The organism is Paracoccus sp. 228 (assembly GCF_000967825.1).
Lineage (GTDB): Bacteria > Pseudomonadota > Alphaproteobacteria > Rhodobacterales > Rhodobacteraceae > Paracoccus > Paracoccus marcusii.
This window is the reverse complement of sequence record NZ_JYGY01000004.1, coordinates 2,501-20,408: the sequence shown is the minus strand read 5'-3', so window position 1 is coordinate 20,408 and position 17,908 is coordinate 2,501. Positions and strand designations below refer to the sequence as shown.

Annotated in this window: 6 protein-coding genes, 1 tRNA gene and 2 rRNA genes (1 of these 9 only partly in view); 5 read left to right on the top strand and 4 right to left on the bottom strand. The window is 59.3% G+C overall.

What is annotated here, in order from left to right:
* Positions 1-81: 81 nt before the first annotated feature.
* Positions 82-6,417 (bottom strand): peroxidase family protein, encoded by a 6,336-nt coding sequence (locus tag SY26_RS13060; RefSeq protein ID WP_198143166.1) that lies wholly within the window; start codon positions 6,415-6,417, stop codon positions 82-84.
* A 416-nt stretch (positions 6,418-6,833) separates the two neighbouring features.
* On the opposite strand from SY26_RS13060, the gene SY26_RS21630 reads away from it, so the two are divergent.
* The 5 genes from SY26_RS21630 (at position 6,834) to SY26_RS13030 (ending at position 14,551) form a co-directional block, all read left to right on the top strand.
* Positions 6,834-8,309 carry a sensor histidine kinase gene (locus tag SY26_RS21630; protein WP_198143165.1) on the top strand — a complete coding sequence of 492 codons (1,476 nt, stop codon included), beginning with the start codon at positions 6,834-6,836 and terminating at the stop codon, positions 8,307-8,309.
* On the top strand, positions 8,302-8,994 hold the full coding sequence (locus SY26_RS13050) for a response regulator transcription factor (protein WP_052715275.1): 693 nt from the start codon (positions 8,302-8,304) through the stop codon (positions 8,992-8,994). Before SY26_RS21630 ends, SY26_RS13050 begins: the two co-directional genes overlap by 8 nt.
* 330 nt (positions 8,995-9,324) lie before the next feature.
* A protein-coding gene (locus SY26_RS13040; protein ID WP_139599857.1) for an IS3 family transposase occupies positions 9,325-10,412 on the top strand; the annotation gives its coding sequence in 2 pieces (ribosomal slippage) (positions 9,325-9,574 and positions 9,574-10,412; 1,089 coding nt in all).
* Between the two features lie 271 nt (positions 10,413-10,683).
* Positions 10,684-13,200: an AAA family ATPase gene (locus SY26_RS13035; protein WP_046000898.1), complete on the top strand. Its 2,517-nt coding sequence runs from the start codon at positions 10,684-10,686 to the stop codon at positions 13,198-13,200.
* Between the two features lie 31 nt (positions 13,201-13,231).
* On the top strand, positions 13,232-14,551 hold the full coding sequence (locus tag SY26_RS13030; RefSeq protein WP_198143164.1) for an McrC family protein: 1,320 nt from the start codon (positions 13,232-13,234) through the stop codon (positions 14,549-14,551).
* A gap of 188 nt (positions 14,552-14,739) precedes the next feature.
* On the opposite strand, the gene SY26_RS13025 is transcribed toward SY26_RS13030, so the two are convergent.
* The 3 genes from SY26_RS13025 to SY26_RS13015 all read right to left on the bottom strand — a co-directional run.
* Positions 14,740-14,816, bottom strand: a tRNA-Met gene (locus tag SY26_RS13025).
* Positions 14,817-14,877: 61 nt separating this feature from the next.
* A 5S ribosomal RNA gene (gene rrf / locus SY26_RS13020) occupies positions 14,878-14,992 on the bottom strand.
* Between the two features lie 96 nt (positions 14,993-15,088).
* Positions 15,089-17,908, bottom strand: a 23S ribosomal RNA gene (locus SY26_RS13015) (it continues 13 nt past the right edge of the window).

The following is a 17,908-nucleotide window of genomic DNA, read 5'->3' as shown; positions in this document are numbered from 1 at the left end:
GCTCCTGTGACATTGGGAAACCGGCTGGCATTGGAAACTCCCTACCAGCCGGTCGTGATGCTTATCAGTCTGGATCAGCCTTCACAGGATGAAGTCCGATGCCGCCAAGTCGTGGATGCCAAGGATGCGGATCTGGGCTTCGGCTGCGACGTCGGTGTCCGTGTCGATCTGAACGAACGTGTCCGTCCCGTTGTTGAAGACGCGCACCTGATTGGTCCCGCCGGATGCGAAGCCCCCCGATCCCACGAACTGGAAGGCCAGCCCTGCCATGTCGCCGATGTCGATGACATCGCCGCCCGCCGATCCCGCCTGACCGAAGTCCATGATCACGTCCGACGCCGCCAGCGTGCTGTGGGCGGGTGTCGCGAAGACGAAGACGTCATCGCCCAGCCCGCCGACAAGGACGTCCAAACCCGCGCCGCCGATCAGCATGTCGTTGCCCGCATCACCCTCCAGTGTGTCGTTGCCGTTCACGCCGCTGAGCGTGTCGTCACCGTCGCCGCCCCATAGGTGGTTGGCCCCTGCACTGCCGAAGGCGATGTCCGCGCCACCGCCCAGGATCAGGGCCTCGACCGACTGGACGCGGTCGGACAGCGCTGCCGTCGTGCCCGTTCCTAGGATCGTCGCCGTGGCAAAGGAAATATCGACCGACAGGTCGCCGGAATAGGCGGACAGGTCCAGCGTGTCGAAGCCTGCTGCACCGGTGTAGAGGTCGCTGGCATCATCGGCCCTCGCCACGAAGAAGTCGTTTCCACCCCCACCGTTCAGCGTGTTGGCCTGATCGTTCCCGGTCAGGACATCGGCACCGTTCCCGCCCTGAACGGAGGCGATGTTGGCAACCGAGGCAAAGCCCGACGCCGTCCCCGCGCCCAGGTCGACGACGACGCCGGCCGATCCGGCAGCATAGACCAGCCGGTCCGCACTGCCCGCAAGATCGACGTGGACCTGTTCGACTGAGGTGATCGCGGTGAACCCGGTCAGCGCAGTCAGCGCGGCACCGTTCCAGGTTGCAGTCAGGGTCTCGTTCGCGGCGGTGCCAGAGATGCGCATCCGGTCGGTGCCATCGCCGCCATCGACCGCATCATTCCCGTCACCCCATGCAAAGAGGATCAGGTCGTCCCCCGCGCCGCCCTGAACCTGGTCGTTGTTGCGCCCGCCGATCAGGATGTCGCGCCCAGCGCCGCCGGTCAGCTGATCGTTTCCGGCCTGTCCGAACAGGACGTCGTCCCCCGTGCCTCCCGTCAGGACATCCGTTCCGGCCAGGCCGTACATCAGGTCGTCCCCGGCCCATCCTGCCATGGTATTGGCCGCGTTGCTGCCGGTCAGGACCTGCAGGCGTTCCGTCCTGCTGACCCCCGACGTCGCAAAGGTCAGATCCAGCTGGTGCGTCTGATTGAGGCCAAGCGTGCCGGTCACGGCAAGCGTCCCGTCGGCTGCAACGCCGAACAGGGGACTGCTGCCGGCACCCAGGGCAAAGGTGCCGGGGACGCCTTCGGCGGTGATGCGGCCGATGGTGGCACCGATGGCCGGCAAGGCCGCAGGGGCGCCATCGACGTCCAGCGCCAGGTTCACGTTGATGCCGATGGGCGTGTCGATGGCGATGACCTGATCGGTGAATTCCAGATCCTCGACGTTGCGGATCAGATCGATATCATCGAAGGCCGCGCGCCCGTCCCCGCCCAGGTCGCGGACAGAGATGAAGCCGTCGCCGTTCATGTCACGCGCCGCCTGGATCAACGTGCTTCCCGGCAACTGCGTGCCGCGCCCCTCGATCTCGTATTCGTCCAGCGCGCCTGCAAAGACCGCCCTGTCACGGGCCGTGCCAGGTGCCGCCGTCACGATCTCGCGGACGATGGACATGTCGCCGGGGTTGATCGTACGGTCCAGCAGCAGCGAGGTCAGCGACCGCCCCCCAAAGGCCTGCGCAGAGAAGTCCGGCCGCCCGTCGGCACCCATCGCATAGACCCTGCCCGCATACGGTCCGGCGGCCGCCTGAGAGCTGTTCAGCGATTCCGCGGAATACACGGTTCCGTCGACCACGATGCGGATGCGGACATTAAGCCAGGCGTCGCCGTCGATGACGTCGAAGCCGCCGCGCCCCATCATGCGATCGGACCCGGCGCCACCCATGATCAGGTTACCGTCCCGGAAGCTTGTGGCTCCCGGTCCGCCAAGGGTCTCCAGCGCGCCGTCGAACCAGTTGCGCAGCCCGTTGATGCGGTCGATGCCCGCCGCGGTCAAAACGTGGTCGTCAAAGCTGCCCGCCGCATCCGTGTCGCCCACGGTCCCGCCACGGTTGTCGCCAAGCAGTGTGTCGTTGTGGATCCAGCCCGACATACCCTCCATCAGGTCAAAGCGGTCACGCAGGATGTCCGCAGGCGCCGATGTGAAGATCGGGATGTTGAAGTCCCAGTTCACACCGGCCACGTCGTATTTCGCGCTGGCCCAGTCAAAGCCGAACATGCCCTCGAAGCGCTGGACGCCGATCCCGGACAGGGCGATGTCGTCGCCCGATTCAAGATCGTAGTCCTGGTCGTTGCCCTGGCCCCAGGCCACATCATGGCCGATGATGGTCGAGTTGAAGAACAGTTCCGAATTGTCGCCCGAGATGACGTCGAATCCCTCTCCGCCCTCGATCCAGTCGTTGCCTTCGTTACCCAGCAGGTTGTCCCCGCCGGAACCGCCCAGGATGAAGTCGTCGCCCTCGCCACCGAAGGCCTCGCCCGCGTCCTGACCGACCAGCAGCGCGTCCCGCCCCTCGCCGCCGAACAGCAGGTTGATGCCCCGGGACGACGAGACGACGTCGTTGCCCCGTTCGCCGCGCAGGAAGTTGTCGCCGAACGTGTCCTCGATGATGTCGTCACCGTTGCCGCCGAAGACCTGGTCGGCCCCTGCCCCGCCGTTCAGGTAATCGTTGCCGCCATCGCCCCACAGCGCGTCGTCACCCAGATCCGACTTGATGTAGTCGTCACCCTCGGTCCCGCCCAGGACGACATGTTCACCGCCGCGGAAATGCAGCTCTCCGCCGACCTGATGGCCGTTCGCGTCGGTGACACCGGAATCCACCCGGATCACCTTGGGGTCGAGGCTCTGAATGATCGGGTCGTCCCAGACCGGGTCACGGCCAGCACCCGCGCCGTTGTAGTCGCGCTGTGCGATGGCGCGGTCCAGTTCCAGTATCATGTCCGGGGTCAGGAACAGGTTCGCGTTGATATGCGTGGCATAATCGCCGCTCAGCGCCGAGTTGCGCATGACGATGTCGGCGAAGGTGTTCGCCTCAAGCGCGTCAAGCAGGTTCAGACCCTGCGTGCGCGACAGGTAATAGAACCGGTCGCCATTCTGCAGCTGCTCCATCTGGTATTCGAAGATGAAGCCGAAGGTGGTGCCCAGCATGCCGCCGAATTCGGTCACCTTCTCGGCCAGGCCACCGATCCACAGGTCGACATTGTCCAGCCCGCCCCGGTCGTTGCCGGCGCCGTAGCCGCCCCGCCCGTTGAGGAAGTTCAGCCGATCCTCGTTCGTGTAGGTCACGCCGCGTATCGTCACGCCATCGCTGTTGGTGCCGTCGCCGAACAGCAGCAGGGTGGCAGCCTCGCGCTTGTCGGCGAGGGTCGTGGCCGAGGTGATCGACGCATGGTTTCCATAGGCCGCGATGAAGTTCGCGATCGAGAACGGGTTCTTCAGATACTGCGTGAAATCGGTCCAGCTGGCATAGGGCTTCAGGTCCGGCAGGCCGAAGTCGTTGTAGAGCTGGGCCCGCGTCTCGTTCAGCGACGGGACGCCGGTATCGCGTGCCCGCGCGATGTTCAGCGCGGCAAGATCCAGAGGAAGACCCAGCAGGTTGCTGCGCAGGGCGGGGACGATGAACTCGTCGATCTCGCTGCCCACGTCAGAGGTCAGGCCCCGGATGAACGCCGCCTGCGCCTCGTCCAGCGAACTGCCTGACCCCGTGAAGGCTTCTGGGTTCAGGAACGCTTCGATCAGCGACATCTGTTCCGCATCACCGTTCACCGGCATCAGCTGGGCGTCCAGCCGGTCCACGGTGTCTGTCAGCATCGAATGGCCAAAGCGATAGACCGCGTGCGCGAACTCGGCCATGATCGAGGGATCAATATCGGCGGAATTGGTGAAGACGAACGGATCGATCCCGGGCTGTATGCGACGGGCGAATTCCTCGAAGACCATGTGCTGGTACTGCATCTCGGTCGTGAACCGCGCAGCCTGGAACAGGCGTTCACCATTCCACACCAGATCGGCCGGGTCGACCGTGGTCAGGTCCGTGCCTTGGGCCAGCGGCACCAGCAGCCATTCGTTGATGAATGACACGTCACCCGAATCCAGGATGGTGTGCTTGTTCTCCTCAACCATGCGGTTGTGTTCCGAATGGAAGATCGAGTGGATCGACTGAAGGGCGATGTTCTCGTTGCCGCGCCCGTCTCCCGACACGATGTGCAGATCCAGCATTTCGTCGTCATAGGTCTGGGCGTTGTTGTCATCGCCCGTGATGCTGTCCCCGTCAGCCGTCGTCGTGCTGCTGGGCGCCGCATGGTGGGCGATGTCCACCAGGAAGGCCGGACCGGCCGCGATGCTGCCCTGCGTCGTGATCCCTTCGGCGGTGCCCTCGCGCAGCCAGGGGCCGGAATGGGTGGCGTCGGGTGCCATGACCATCTGGGCATAGCCGTTCGGCCCGGTGATCAGGTTACCATAGGCATCGGTCGCCAACAGCGGCACCCGGTGGACGTCCATGTCCTCCAGGCGGATGCCCAGGACCGACAGCGCCTGCGCCTTGACGTCGGCCCACGTCCCCACCGCACCGTCCAGAGAGCCGGTCTCGCTCGACGCGTCCAGCAGGTGGCCCGTGGAATAGGCCTTGGTCACCCCATCGATCTCGACGCGGACCTGCTCTCTCAGGAACACCTGATGCGAGGCGTGCGAGGTATAGGTCTGGTTCTGGTCGACGAAAGACGTCGTGGCATTGACGTGCTGCTCCACCCCGTTCTCGTCCAGGACCGGGGTGGCCCGGGTCAGCGCCATGAACCGCAGGCTTGCGGGAAGATCGTCGCCCGTGCCGAAAATCTGGTCGGCGCCGGCAATCAGTGGGTCATCGGCCTGCAGCGGAATGAAGACAGTGCCGTTGCCGCCCTTGTTCACAAGGTCCAGACCATGGTCGAAGAACTGGCCGAAGATGGTCATGAAGCTGTTGAAGGGCGCAGTCAGGCCGACATCGGGCGACACGTGGTCGATGATCAGCCCCCCCTCCGGACTGGTGGCCAGCCCGTAATCCTCTAAGGTGTCGGCCAGGAAGTCCGCGGTCTGGGCGGGTGTTCCGGCAGTCTGCGCCTGCTGCACCGCGGTATTGTAATCCGCCTGCGCCTCGGCAAGGTCGGCCTGCGCGGCGTCTCGCACCGTCGCGGCGGCGTCGGCCTGATCCTCTGCCGAGGCCAGTCCGGCCTGGATCGCGTCCATGCTGTCGGCGGCATGGCCGTCCGATCCCAGCACCGCCCCGAAGGCCTCTACAGCTTCGACCAGCGCCGCCTCATCAATGGGAAGGCTCTGGGCGGCGGTGTCCAGAAACTCCAGCAGTTGTTGAGCAGCGTCGGCCACCGCCTGAGCGGCGGGAACGGCATCACCGCCCAAGGCGGTCGTCACCGCATCCGCAGCCTCTTTGGCGGTGACGGCGGCAGCCAAGGCCGTGGCAAGAGATCCAGTGACGTCGTTTCCGCCCTCCACGTCGGCGACAAGTACCGTCAGCGCGTCGCTGGCCGCGTCGGCGGCCTCCGCCGCAACCTCCGCCAGCGGACCGGCCGAGGTGAAATGTGCCACGCGCAGCTCCGCGGCGTTGAAGGCTGCGACGGCCGCGCCATGGTCCGCGGTCTCGGCGCTCAACGCTGTTTCGGCGGCCTCCACGGCGGCGTCGGCCCCCTTGGCGTTCAGCGTCGCCTGGTAGGCCACCGTGATCGCGGCGACGGCGGTATTCGCATCGACGCCCGTCGTTCCCACGGCCTTCAACGCCGCATAGATGGCCGCGACATTGGCGGGCGTCTGGTCCACGATCAGGTTTGAGATCGTGCGCGGATCGCTGTCCACGACATTGCCGCTGTTCCCGTAGTTCGTGTTCGAGATTCCAAAGAACGGGTTTTCGTCACCCTCGTTCGAATAGACCGGGTCCAACAGGCGCGGAAAGGGCGTGTCCCCTGCCCCGTTGCTCTCGGTTCCGGGCAACAGGCTGTTGTCGCTGCCGTCCACGGTCCGCAGGCCCACCGGCATCAGGGCCGCATCCGCGGCGCTGACGCCGTAGACCGCCTGGATCGCCTCCACGGTCGTCATGCCCGGCGTCGATGCCTGGAGTTCGGAAACCTGGATCTGCTTCAGAATGAAGCTCAGGTCATGCACGTTCACATGAAAGCTCGTTGCCATGATCATCTCCCTGACGTGACCAGAGGCCGGCGCATGACAGGGTGATCTCCCTCACCATGGGCGGAGAGGCGTTCACGTCGGCGCAAGCCATTTACAAGATACTTAGTCCACCCCCGGTATCGGGACGGCGGCCCATGTCGACAGGTTACGCCAAGACGGGCCGTCCCCAATACGGCGTTAGGTCCCCAGCAATGGCGACTTTCGTCGCCATGGCGTCTGCGACCGACGAATCGCCGGATGGATCACACGGGCCTTGGCACAACGCCCGGTGTGGGCGCGCAGATTGCCATGCAACTTCAGGAAGATGGCGATTCTTCGGCCCGCTGTTTTCAGGCACCGAAATCATACGGAACATCGCAATAGGACCGGATCGGAACTGATAACGCCTATGTGAACGAGGGGGCATATGCTACCTTGTGGACTACATCCGACGGCATATCCCGAAACTCGTGGTGGGTGGTTTGACCGGCATGTCTGACGCTCCTCTCCTCTCGCCGGAAACGCGCTCTCGGCCTGTCTGGCAGGGCCTGGGTCTGTTGCGGCGCCATCTGTCCAGCTGCGCGCTGATCATCGTCGTGGGGCTGGCCATTCTGGGCGTCTGGACGGCATCGCGCCTGCAGCAGACCGTCGAGACGGAGGTCGGGCATCGCGCTGCGACCGTGCTTGGATCTATGCTAAACCGGCATGCCGAGGATCTGGCGGCGGATACGCTGTCGCCGGAACTTATCGGTGTCATCGATACGTATTTTCATGACATCTCTGATGCGCTCGGCATTTCCGAAATGAAGATATGGAATGCCCAAGGCACCATTCTTTACGCATCGCGCCCCGGCCTGACGGGCTCCGCGCAGCCCGTCAGCGACGAGCTGGCAACCGCGCTTGCAGGAGAGATATCAGTATCGGTCGGCGACACCTTCCACGTGGAATCCGGCTGGCCCAGCACCACCACGGGCCCCCAGCAGTTCGAGATCTATGTCCCGATCCGCATCCGTTCGCTCAACCGGATCGTCGCGGTGGCGGAGTACTATCAGAACGCGGCCGTCGTTTCGGACGCACTGACCCGCGCCCGCTGGCAGACCTGGGGACTGTTGACCGTCATCGGGGCCATGTTCGTCGCCATCCTGGTCATGATCCTTCGTTATGGCGATGCGGTGATCCTGCGGCAGCGCACCGATCTGAGCGCACGGATGGCCGACCTGGTCCTGCTGCTTGACCGAACAAGGGAGACACAGGCCAGGATCCATCAACGCACCATCCGCCTGCAGGAGGAGCAGAAGGCGCAGCTTCGTCAGATCAATTCGGACATCCATGACGGGATCGGCCAATTGCTTACCGTTGCCCTGCTGCGCATGAAGTCCGCGCCGCCTTCAAGCGGACCGCAGGAAGACGGGGTGCAAAGCGTTCGGCTTATCCTCGAAGAGGCTATGAGCGAGGTCCAGGCCCTGCTGAGCGGCACCAGCCAGAGACCGGTCGCCGAACTGCCCCTGGCGGACGCGGTTTCCGCCCTTGTTGAGGACCATCGGCGCCGAACCTCGACGGAAGTCCGCACCGTTCTGGCGGACCGCCTGCCGGAGCCAAGCCTGCCCGTCAAGGTCGCCATCTGCCGTGTCGTGCAGGAGGGGCTGCACAACGCCTTCAAGCATGCGGGGGGACGGGATCAACAGGTGCATCTGTACGTCGATCACGGCACCCTGGTCATCGCGGTCAGCAACGACGCCCGTCACGGTCAGGACGCATGCCGTGATGTCACCCGCCAGCCGATGGGCCTGCGCAATCTGCGGCATCGCATCGAGAATCTGGGGGGCATCTTTCAGGTTCTGGATCTGGAACACCACCGCATGGAAATCCGGGCCAGCTTTCACGAGTACAGCATGGAGCATAGCCATGAGTGAGATCAGCGTTGCCGTCGTCGACGACCATCCCATCGTTCGAGAGGGATTGATCCAGGTGATCGGGAGCTTTGGCGGATTTCGCGTGACCGGTGCGGGCCATTCCGCCGCGGACGCGATCGACCTAGTTCGGCGTGACGCCCCCGACATCCTGATCCTCGACCTCGAGATCCCCGGTTCGGGCATCGAGGCCATTCGGGCCATCACCCATGCCGGGTCCCAAACCCGCATCCTGATCCTGACGATATCAGAGCGGCCACAGGACGTGATGGAAGCGATGCGCTTGGGCGCCGCCGGCTACGTCCTCAAAGGGATCAGCGGTGACGAGCTGTTTCATGTTCTGAACCGACTCGTCAATGGCATCGGCCATATCACCCCGCATCTGGCAGCGCGCGTCTTGGGGTCGTGGGGAGCCGCACCGGCGCTGGAGATCGAGGCAGATGCCAGCATCCTGAGCAAGCGCGAAGGAGAGATATATGTCCTGATCCGCCGGGGTTGCTGCAACAAGGAGATCGGCCGGTCACTTAACCTCAGCGAAAAGACGGTGAAGCATTATCTGACAAACATCTTCCGCAAGCTTGATGTCCGAAACCGCACGGAACTGGCGATGCACGCGTACAACATACCCACTCATGTCACCCAGAACCGGATGCTGAGCATCAACTGCTCTCGAAATGCGGCACGGTGAAGTCATCCACGCCAAGAGAGAGAAACAGCCCCCGGTTTTTGCAATCGAACGCCCCTCCCGCAAGGCCTTGGCGCGGACCGAGGCAGAGAACGCGGCTCTCGTGACCGCTACCAAGAACAGGCCATATTACCCATGCCGGCATTCCTTGGCTGCGGCACCTTCGGCACGCGCGGCCCCACCTGCACTTCTGACCCTTTGACGGGTGGGATCCAGCACCCGGTGCAACCGTGATCACAGAAGTTTATCCGAAGCTATGGTGAGGTAATCCTCCCCATCGTTAAGGGGGTTTATTCGTAGAATTTTCTCGTAGCGTGAGCTGAGGAGATTCGAATGAGAAAGACCCGATTTACCGAGCCGCAGATCATGGCTGTGCTGCGCCAGGCCGAAGGCGGTGTTGCGGTGCCGGAGCTGTGCCGAGAGCATGGGATCAGCAGCGCGAGCTTTTACAAATGGCGGGCGAAGTATGGCGGTATGGATGCGTCCATGATGAGCCAGATGAAGGCGCTGGAGGATGAAAACCGGCGGCTGAAGCGCATGTTCGCGGACCTGAGCATGCAGGCCGACCTGCTCAAGGAAGCTTTGGGAAAAAAGTGACGCGGCCAGCTCAACGCCGCGAGTTGGCCGCGAGGGCGGTGGCAACGAAGGGGGTCAGCATTGCGCTGGCCTGCCGCACATTTGGGGTCAGCGAGACGTGCTTTCGTTACAGCCCGAAGCGCTGTGCCGAGAACGAGACCATCGCGGATCTTCTTGAGGGCCTGACCAAGGCGCACAGAACCTGGGGCTTCGGCCTATGCTTCCTGTATCTGCGCAATGTCCGTGGCCATGCCTGGAACCACAAGCGCGTTCGCCGGATCTACTGCGAACTGGAACTGAACCTGCGGATCAAGCCAAGGCGGCGCATCAAGCGGCACAAGCCGGACGTGCTCTCGGTTCCAGACGCGCCGAACCTCGTGTGGTCCATGGACTTCATGGCCGACCGTCTGGCCGATGGTCGCCAATTCCGGCTGCTGAACGTGCTCGACGACTTCAACCGCGAGGGTCTGGGCATTGAGGTCGACTTTTCGCTTCCGGCCGAGCGCGTGGTTCGGGCGCTGAACCAGATCATCGAGTGGCGCGGCAAGCCCATGGCCATCAGGGTCGACAACGGCCCGGAATACATCAGCGCAACCTTGGCAATCTGGGCCGCAAAGCAGGGCATTGTCCTGACCCACATCCAGCCCGGCAAACCGCAGCAGAACGCTTACGTCGAGCGCTACAACCGCACCGTCCGCCATGAATGGCTCGACCTCTACATTTTTGAAACCATCGCGGAGGCACAGAGTATCGCAACCGACTGGCTCTGGACTTACAACAACGAGCGACCCAACATGGGCATCGGCGGCATAACACCCGCACAGAAACTGAAAATGGCTGCGTGAGTTCTACGACCAAACCCCGTTAAAACGGGGAGGATTACCGAAGCATCTGACATTGAGCCAGTAATAGGAGCTTTGCTGACCATTGGTTCGGTGATTTGGTCAGTTGCGGACAAGTGGGTACGATGAGATCCGGGAACGTTCGTGACCAAATGTCATGTTTGTCTCACACTTGGTCACGATCCCAAAAGCATGAAAATGCTGTCGATTCAAATGGAAACCTGTCAAATCAATATTGTCCAAACCATCCACCCAAAAGCGAGTTGTTTTCCGAATGCCCGACTTCCAGCAACAGTACGCCCTCTGGGATGAATTCTTGAGTGTTTGGCCAGCGTCGCGCTTGGCCTCGATGACAATCGACGAATATACCCAAGCTGGTTCGCAGGACAGCTTCACCTATTGGATCGAGTCGCGCTTAGACAAGATGGGCAGTATCTGGGGCGGGTCAGCGTTCAAGTTTGGGGTCTTCTCTCGCAAAAGCACTGAAAGCAAGCCGTCCAACGCCAAACTTAGCTATTCTGACGATTACGGCTGGTATTCAACCCTTGGCGACACAGCGGATGAAGCCTTCGAGAAGGTGCGTGGACATGTTGTGCAGGTCGCGCAGCTTGCATCAGAGGGCGACCTTGACGCTATCGAAGCATTCGAACATTTAGGTGAGGCCTTCAAGTGGAAGATCGCCTTTCACTATCAAGACCGGCAGGCGCCGGTACTGGTGCATATTTTCAAACGCGATTGGCTCGCCACCTTCTTAGGCGACACAGCGAAATCCAATATGGCCACTTTGCAGAACGCAGTAATTGCCAAACGCCCTTCCGATCTTGGCATTCTGGAATTTGCGCAAGAAGTCTGGGAAACAGTGAGCAAAAAACTCCTCAAGATCTGGAAGCTTTCGCATGGTGTAAAGGACTTTTCACCTCAGGAGCGAGAAACCTACCTCGAAAAAAACCTTGGTGTCATGCATGGCGAAACTGAAAAAGGTCAGGGAAAAGAGTTTCAGAAAGCTGAGGTAGGTTCCTTGTTCTATCTGTGCCACGGCAATGAAAAAGTCGTTCTGATTGGCCAATTTACGTCCGAAGCCGAACCGTGTGAAAAAGGCGATGGCTGGCTTCAGCGTCACTATCGCGTACTTAAAAAGGCAGTCAAGGATGGTAAGTATGAAGGCAGTCAAAAGGGCTGGACGCCAAACTATCGCTCCACTTTCAAACTTGTAGGCACGCATGATCTGCCAGAGTTTGAGGCAGCCTTGCTTCAACCGTTCTTCGATATGGATTTGGCCGAGTTGGCGGCGCTGTCAGGTGAGCCTATAGAGCCAAACAACTTCGGAAACGATCAAGAACCTTCATTTCAGGCCGTTCCGACAAAAGTTCTGGCCAGCGAACCTGTCGCCGCCTGCGTTAATCGCATCTATTACGGACCGCCCGGCACCGGGAAAACCTACGCGCTGACCCAATTACTGAAGAGCGACTATGAACAACAAGCCGAATCGATATCTGCCGATGCATGGCGCAATCAGATTATTTCCGAAAAAATCGCGGCGCTCACGTGGTGGGAAGGTTTGGCAGCAGCGTTGTACGACCTGGGTGGCAAAGCAAAGGTGCCGGATTTGGCTGCGCATCGCTTCATCCAGGCTATCGCTAGCGCCAAAAGCCGTGTCAGCGGCATAAATCAGACGCTGTGGGGAACGCTTCAAAACCATACCATCCTAGATTCCACCACAGTCAACCTTAAGCTACGGCTTGGTCCCGCCATCTTTGACAAATCAGCAGGTTCCATTTGGCGGTTTGCCGGTGACTGGGACGAAATCGGTGCTGAGCTGCGTGACCTGGTAGATGAGCTGAAAGCTGGGCCAAAGGACGATGCCACTGTTCAGCGTTACAGTTTCGTCACCTTTCACCAGTCCTATGGTTATGAGGAATTCGTCGAAGGTCTACGGCCAGTTCTGGCAGGCGATGCCGAAGAAGGCGAAGTAGCCTATGAGATCCGTCCGGGGGCATTCAAGGAGCTGTGCCGCAAAGCCCGACAGGCGCCGGATCAACGTTGGGCAATGGTCATTGATGAAATCAATCGAGGCAATATTAGCAAGATATTCGGCGAGATGATCACATTGATCGAAGGAGACAAGAGGGACCGCCTTGATGGTAGCCCCCCGTCGGCCGAAATTACCTTGGCTTATTCCGGCGAGAAATTTTCTGTACCCGCCAACGTGGATATCATCGGCACGATGAACACGGCGGATCGATCACTGGCCCTACTTGATACGGCTTTGCGCCGTCGTTTCGATTTCGTCCCGCTGATGCCAGACACTCGTGCAGAGAAAATTCCGGCCGAGCCAGACAGCGCACCACTCGCTGGGCTTGTCGTCAAGACCGAGGCTGGCGTGATCGACGTGCGCCTGATGCTCGAGCGTATCAATGATCGTATTGAGGCATTGTATGATCGTGATCATTGCATTGGTCACGCCTATTTCACCGGGCTCGTGAAGTTACAAAGCGACGCGGATCGCTTCCAGACGCTGGCAGCGATATTTCGCAATCGTATCTTGCCACTTTTGGAGGAGTATTTCTTCGAGGACTGGCGTAAAATTCGACTTGTGTTGGCCGACAATCAGAAAGCCAACGCAGCGGATCAATTCATCCGCGAAACTGCCGACCACGATCAGGATTTGTCTGAGCTGTTCGGCAACGATCATGGCCTAGACAGTTACGCGACACGGCAGCGCTATATCCTGCAAGAGTCGGCTTTCAGACAGCCCATGGCCTATATCGGCATCTACAAATCGCATTCCTGATGGTTCGGATCGGGACGCACAAATGGGTGGAGTGACAATCTACGAATTCGGCGCCTTGGTGTCTCAAGACAGCGGCGCTGAGGAATCGGAAGAATTACGTAAAGTTCCTTTCAGCGTATTTGAGTGGCTTGAGGCGCAGGCATTGGCCGCTACTGACACAGGAACTCACGCTTGGTTGCGGCTAACGCAAAAGCGCGGTCAACGCGCTATCCAGGTCACCAGCTTTGTTGGAGTCATTCGAGCTCCAGACGGCTATCAGATCGAGGTGTTGCCGAAAGTTGGCAAGCTCACTGAAGGTGGGGATGTTCAAGCAAGGCAATTGTTGATTGAGATGCTGCGTTGCCTTGGTGGCTTTCGGCACATTCAAACCGACAGCGCCAAGCTAGCTGCCACGCGAATGCCCTTGCTTGAGGTTTTCATCGAAGCGTTTCTTGGCAGTGTTGAGCAGATCGTCAAACGCGGCTTGCGCAGTGACTATAGTGCCCTGCAAGACAATATGTTTGCGCTACATGGCAAACTGCAGATGGCAGCACACTTGCGGCAGAATCTTTGCCGACGAGATCGCTTCTTTGCCGAATTTGACGATTTCTCTCCGGATCGCGCGGAAAACCGGCTTCTGCATGCTGCGTTACGTCAGGTTCTGTCATGGACAGGATCACAGACGAACGAGCGGCTCGCACGAGAACTATGCTTTGTGTTTGTCGATGTGCCAATCTCCGAACGTCCGTCGGTCGATTTGCTACGGGTGCGCCTGGATCGCGGCATGGCTCACTATTCGGACGCCCTAGCCTGGGCAAGGTTGATCCTAGAGCACGAGTCGCCTTTGACCGGAACCGGCGGGCACCGATCGCCATCATTGCTATTTCCAATGGAGGCAGTTTTTGAGGCCTTTGTCGCCAAGCATTTAAAACGACAGCTTTCTTCCCCTTTCCATCTGAAACCACAGGTAAAGACCTTTTCGCTCGTGAGACATCTTGAACAAAACTGGTTCCGTCTGAAGCCAGATTTCCTGGTGAAGGCTTCGGGCTCAAACTGTCTTGTCCTGGATACGAAATGGAAGCTGCTGGACATCAAGAAGAAGAGCAATGGAACGGACAAGTATGGGCTGAGTCAGGTAGATTTCTATCAGCTTTATGCTTATGGACAGAGCTATCTAGATGGCCATGGCGACATTGTCCTCGTCTATCCAAAGACAGAAGCTTTTAGCCAGGCGCTGCCTGTTTTCGAGTTTCCCAAGTCCAATGGGCTGCGCCTTTGGGTGCTGCCTTTCTGCTTGCAGCAGCGAGTTTTGATCCTTCCGCCATCTGGGGCCTGCGGGACGCTCGACACCCTGTTCGCCGAATTTGCGTGAATTTCCGCATCTGCCCTGTTGAACACGAACTCTCACCGGTTTCACGCGGTTGAGTGCGGGTTTGGCTACTAAGGTGCTGGATTCGCACGCAGTTTGGGTTGTTTTGTTGACCTATTGTTGACCTGGAATTTGGACAGCAAAAGCCCCGCGGAACGCGAGGCGTAATGCATTGTAGTTATTGGTAATATTGGTTGCGGGGACAGGATTTGAACCTGTGACCTTCAGGTTATGAGCCTGACGAGCTACCGGGCTGCTCTACCCCGCGCCAAGGTTGTCCTGATCGGGTTTGTATTATCGTATCAGAGAGATATTGCGTTTCTTACCAGGTCTGGCGGTGACCTACTCTCCCACGTCTTAAGACGCAGTACCATCGGCGCAGCGGCACTTAACGGCCGAGTTCGGGATGGGATCGGGTGTTTTGCTCGCGCTAGGGCCACCAGACCAGGAAAGAAACGCTCAGCGTCGGACCCTTTTGAGGGGTCTGATATTGTCCAAGGATGCTTTGGAGGAAGGAGGGTAATCCTGCTTCTTCCGGATCAAATCAAGCCTATCGAGCCATTAGTACCGGTCAACTGAATGCATTGCTGCACTTACATCTCCGGCCTATCGACGTGGTGGTCTTCCACGGCTCTCAAGGGAGACCTTGTTTTGAGGGGGGCTTCACGCTTAGATGCCTTCAGCGTTTATCCTGTCCGTTCATAGCTACCCAGCACTGCCGTTGGCACGACAACTGGTCCACCAGTGGAACGTCCACCCCGGTCCTCTCGTACTAGGGGCAGCTCCTCTCAAGTCTCCAACACCCACGGCAGATAGGGACCGAACTGTCTCACGACGTTCTAAACCCAGCTCACGTACCTCTTTAAACGGCGAACAGCCGTACCCTTGGGACCTGCTCCAGCCCCAGGATGAGATGAGCCGACATCGAGGTGCCAAACGATGCCGTCGATATGGACTCTTGGGCATCATCAGCCTGTTATCCCCAGCGTACCTTTTATCCGTTGAGCGATGGCCCTTCCACTCGGGACCACCGGATCACTATGGCCGACTTTCGTCTCTGCTCGACTTGTCAGTCTTGCAGTCAGGCTGGCTTCTGCCATTGCACTCAACGACCGATTTCCGACCGGTCTGAGCCAACCTTCGCGCGCCTCCGTTACTGTTTGGGAGGCGACCGCCCCAGTCAAACTACCCACCACGCAGGGTCCCGGACCCGGATAACGGGCCGCGGTTAGACATCAAGAGTGCGAAGGGCGGTATCTCAAGGATGGCTCCACGGGAACTGGCGTCCCCGCTTCAAAGCCTACCGCCTATCCTGCACATCGCAATCCTGATGCCAGTGCGAAGTTGTAGTAAAGGTGCATGGGGTCTTTCCGTCTAACCGCGGGAAGTCTGCATCTTCACAGACAATTCAATTTCGCTGAGTCCACATTTGAGACAGCGGGGAAGTCGTTACGCCATTCGTGCAGGTCGGAACTTACCCGACAAGGAATTTCGCTACCTTAGGACCGTTATAGTTACGGCCGCCGTTTACCGGGGCTTCAATTCAAGGCTTGCACCTCTCCTTTTAACCTTCCGGCACCGGGCAGGCGTCAGACCCTATACGTCGTCTTACGACTTCGCAGAGCCCTGTGTTTTTAGTAAACAGTCGCCACCCCCTGGTTTGTGCCCCCGGCCTCTGCTTGCGCAAAAACCGGGCCTCCTTCTCGCGAACTTACGGAGGTATTTTGCCGAGTTCCTTAAATGTGGTTCTCTCAAGCGCCTTGGTATTCTCTACCAGTCCACCTGTGTCGGTTTAGGGTACGGTCTTGTGGAGGGCTATTTCCAGGGACCACTCACCAGCCCTTCCAATCCGATAAGGAAGAACGAGCTCTGTGATCCGTCACCATCTCCTGGCCCAGGAATATTAACCTGGTTCCCATCGACTACGCCTTTCGGCCTCGCCTTAGGGGCCGGCTTACCCTGCTCAGATTAGCTTTAAGCAGGAACCCTTGGACTTTCGGCGACAGGGTCTCTCACCCTGTTTGTCGCTACTCATGTCAACATTCTCACTTCTGATCACTCCACCGGTTGCCTCACGGCCCGGCTTCACAGTCAGAACATTGCCTCCGTTACCCATTGCTGGGCAAAAGAGGCAGCGTTCTATATCACAGAACGCTCCGCTACCACGCACTCTAAAGTGCATCCAAAGCTTCGGCTCGTGGCTTGAGCCCCGTTACATCTTCGCCGCAAGACCTCTTGATTAGACCAGTGAGCTGTTACGCTATCTTTAAAGGATGGCTGCTTCTAAGCCAACCTCCTGGTTGTTTTGGAAGTCTCACATGCTTTCCCACTTAGCCACGAATTGGGGGCCTTAGCTGTTGGTCAGGGTTGTTTCCCTCTCCACGACGGACGTTAGCACCCGCCGTGTGTCTCCCGGATAGTTCTCCTGGGTATTCGGAGTTTGCTTAGACTCAGTAAGGCTGTGGGCCCCCATCATCCATGCAGTGCTCTACCCCCCAGGGAATACGTCCGAGGCGCTACCTAAATAGCTTTCGCGGAGAACCAGCTATCTCCGAGTTTGATTGGCCTTTCACCCCTAGGCACAAGTCATCCCGACCTTTTTCAACAGGTGTGGGTTCGGACCTCCAGTACGTGTTACCGTACCTTCATCCTGCTCATGCCTAGATCACTCGGTTTCGGGTCTGATCCGTCTAACTATGTCGCCCATTTAAGACTCGCTTTCGCTGCGCCTACACCTAACGGCTTAAGCTTGCTAGACAGACCAAGTCGTTGACCCATTATACAAAAGGTACGCCGTCACCCCTCAAGGGGGCTCCGACTGCTTGTAGGCGTCCGGTTTCAGAAACTGTTTCACTCCCCTCGTCGGGGTGCTTTTCACCTTTCCCTCACGGTACTGGTTCGCTATCGGTCAGTAAGGAGTACTTAGCCTTCGAGGGTGGTCCCCCGATCTTCAGACAGGATTTCACGTGTCCCGCCCTACTTGATACGTCCCATCGAGCTTCCGATACGGGGCTGTCACCCGCTATGGCCAGACTTTCCAATCTGTTCTCGTCACTCTCAAGGCTCGGCTGGTCCGCGTTCGCTCGCCACTACTAGCGGAGTCTCTATTGATGTCCTTTCCTCCGGGTACTTAGATGTTTCAGTTCCCCGGGTTCGCTTCTTAAACCCTATGTATTCAGGTAAAAGATACCTGGTTAACCCAATTGTTGACCGCCCGAAGGCAACAACAATCAAGTTTCAGGTGGGTTTCCCCATTCGGAAATCCATGGATYAAAGCTTATTCTCAGCTCCCCATGGCTTATCGCAGAGTATCACGTCCTTCATCGCCTCTTACTGCCAAGGCATCCACCAAACGCCCTT

Excerpts from the sequence above, each read along its gene's own strand:
- SY26_RS13035 (WP_046000898.1), top strand. The coding sequence starts at position 10,684 with ATGCCCGACTTCCAGCAACAGTACGCCCTCTGGGATGAATTCTTGAGT.
- SY26_RS13050 (WP_052715275.1), top strand. The coding sequence starts at position 8,302 with ATGAGTGAGATCAGCGTTGCCGTCGTCGACGACCATCCCATCGTTCGA.
- SY26_RS13060 (WP_198143166.1), bottom strand. The coding sequence starts at position 6,417 with ATGGCAACGAGCTTTCATGTGAACGTGCATGACCTGAGCTTCATTCTG.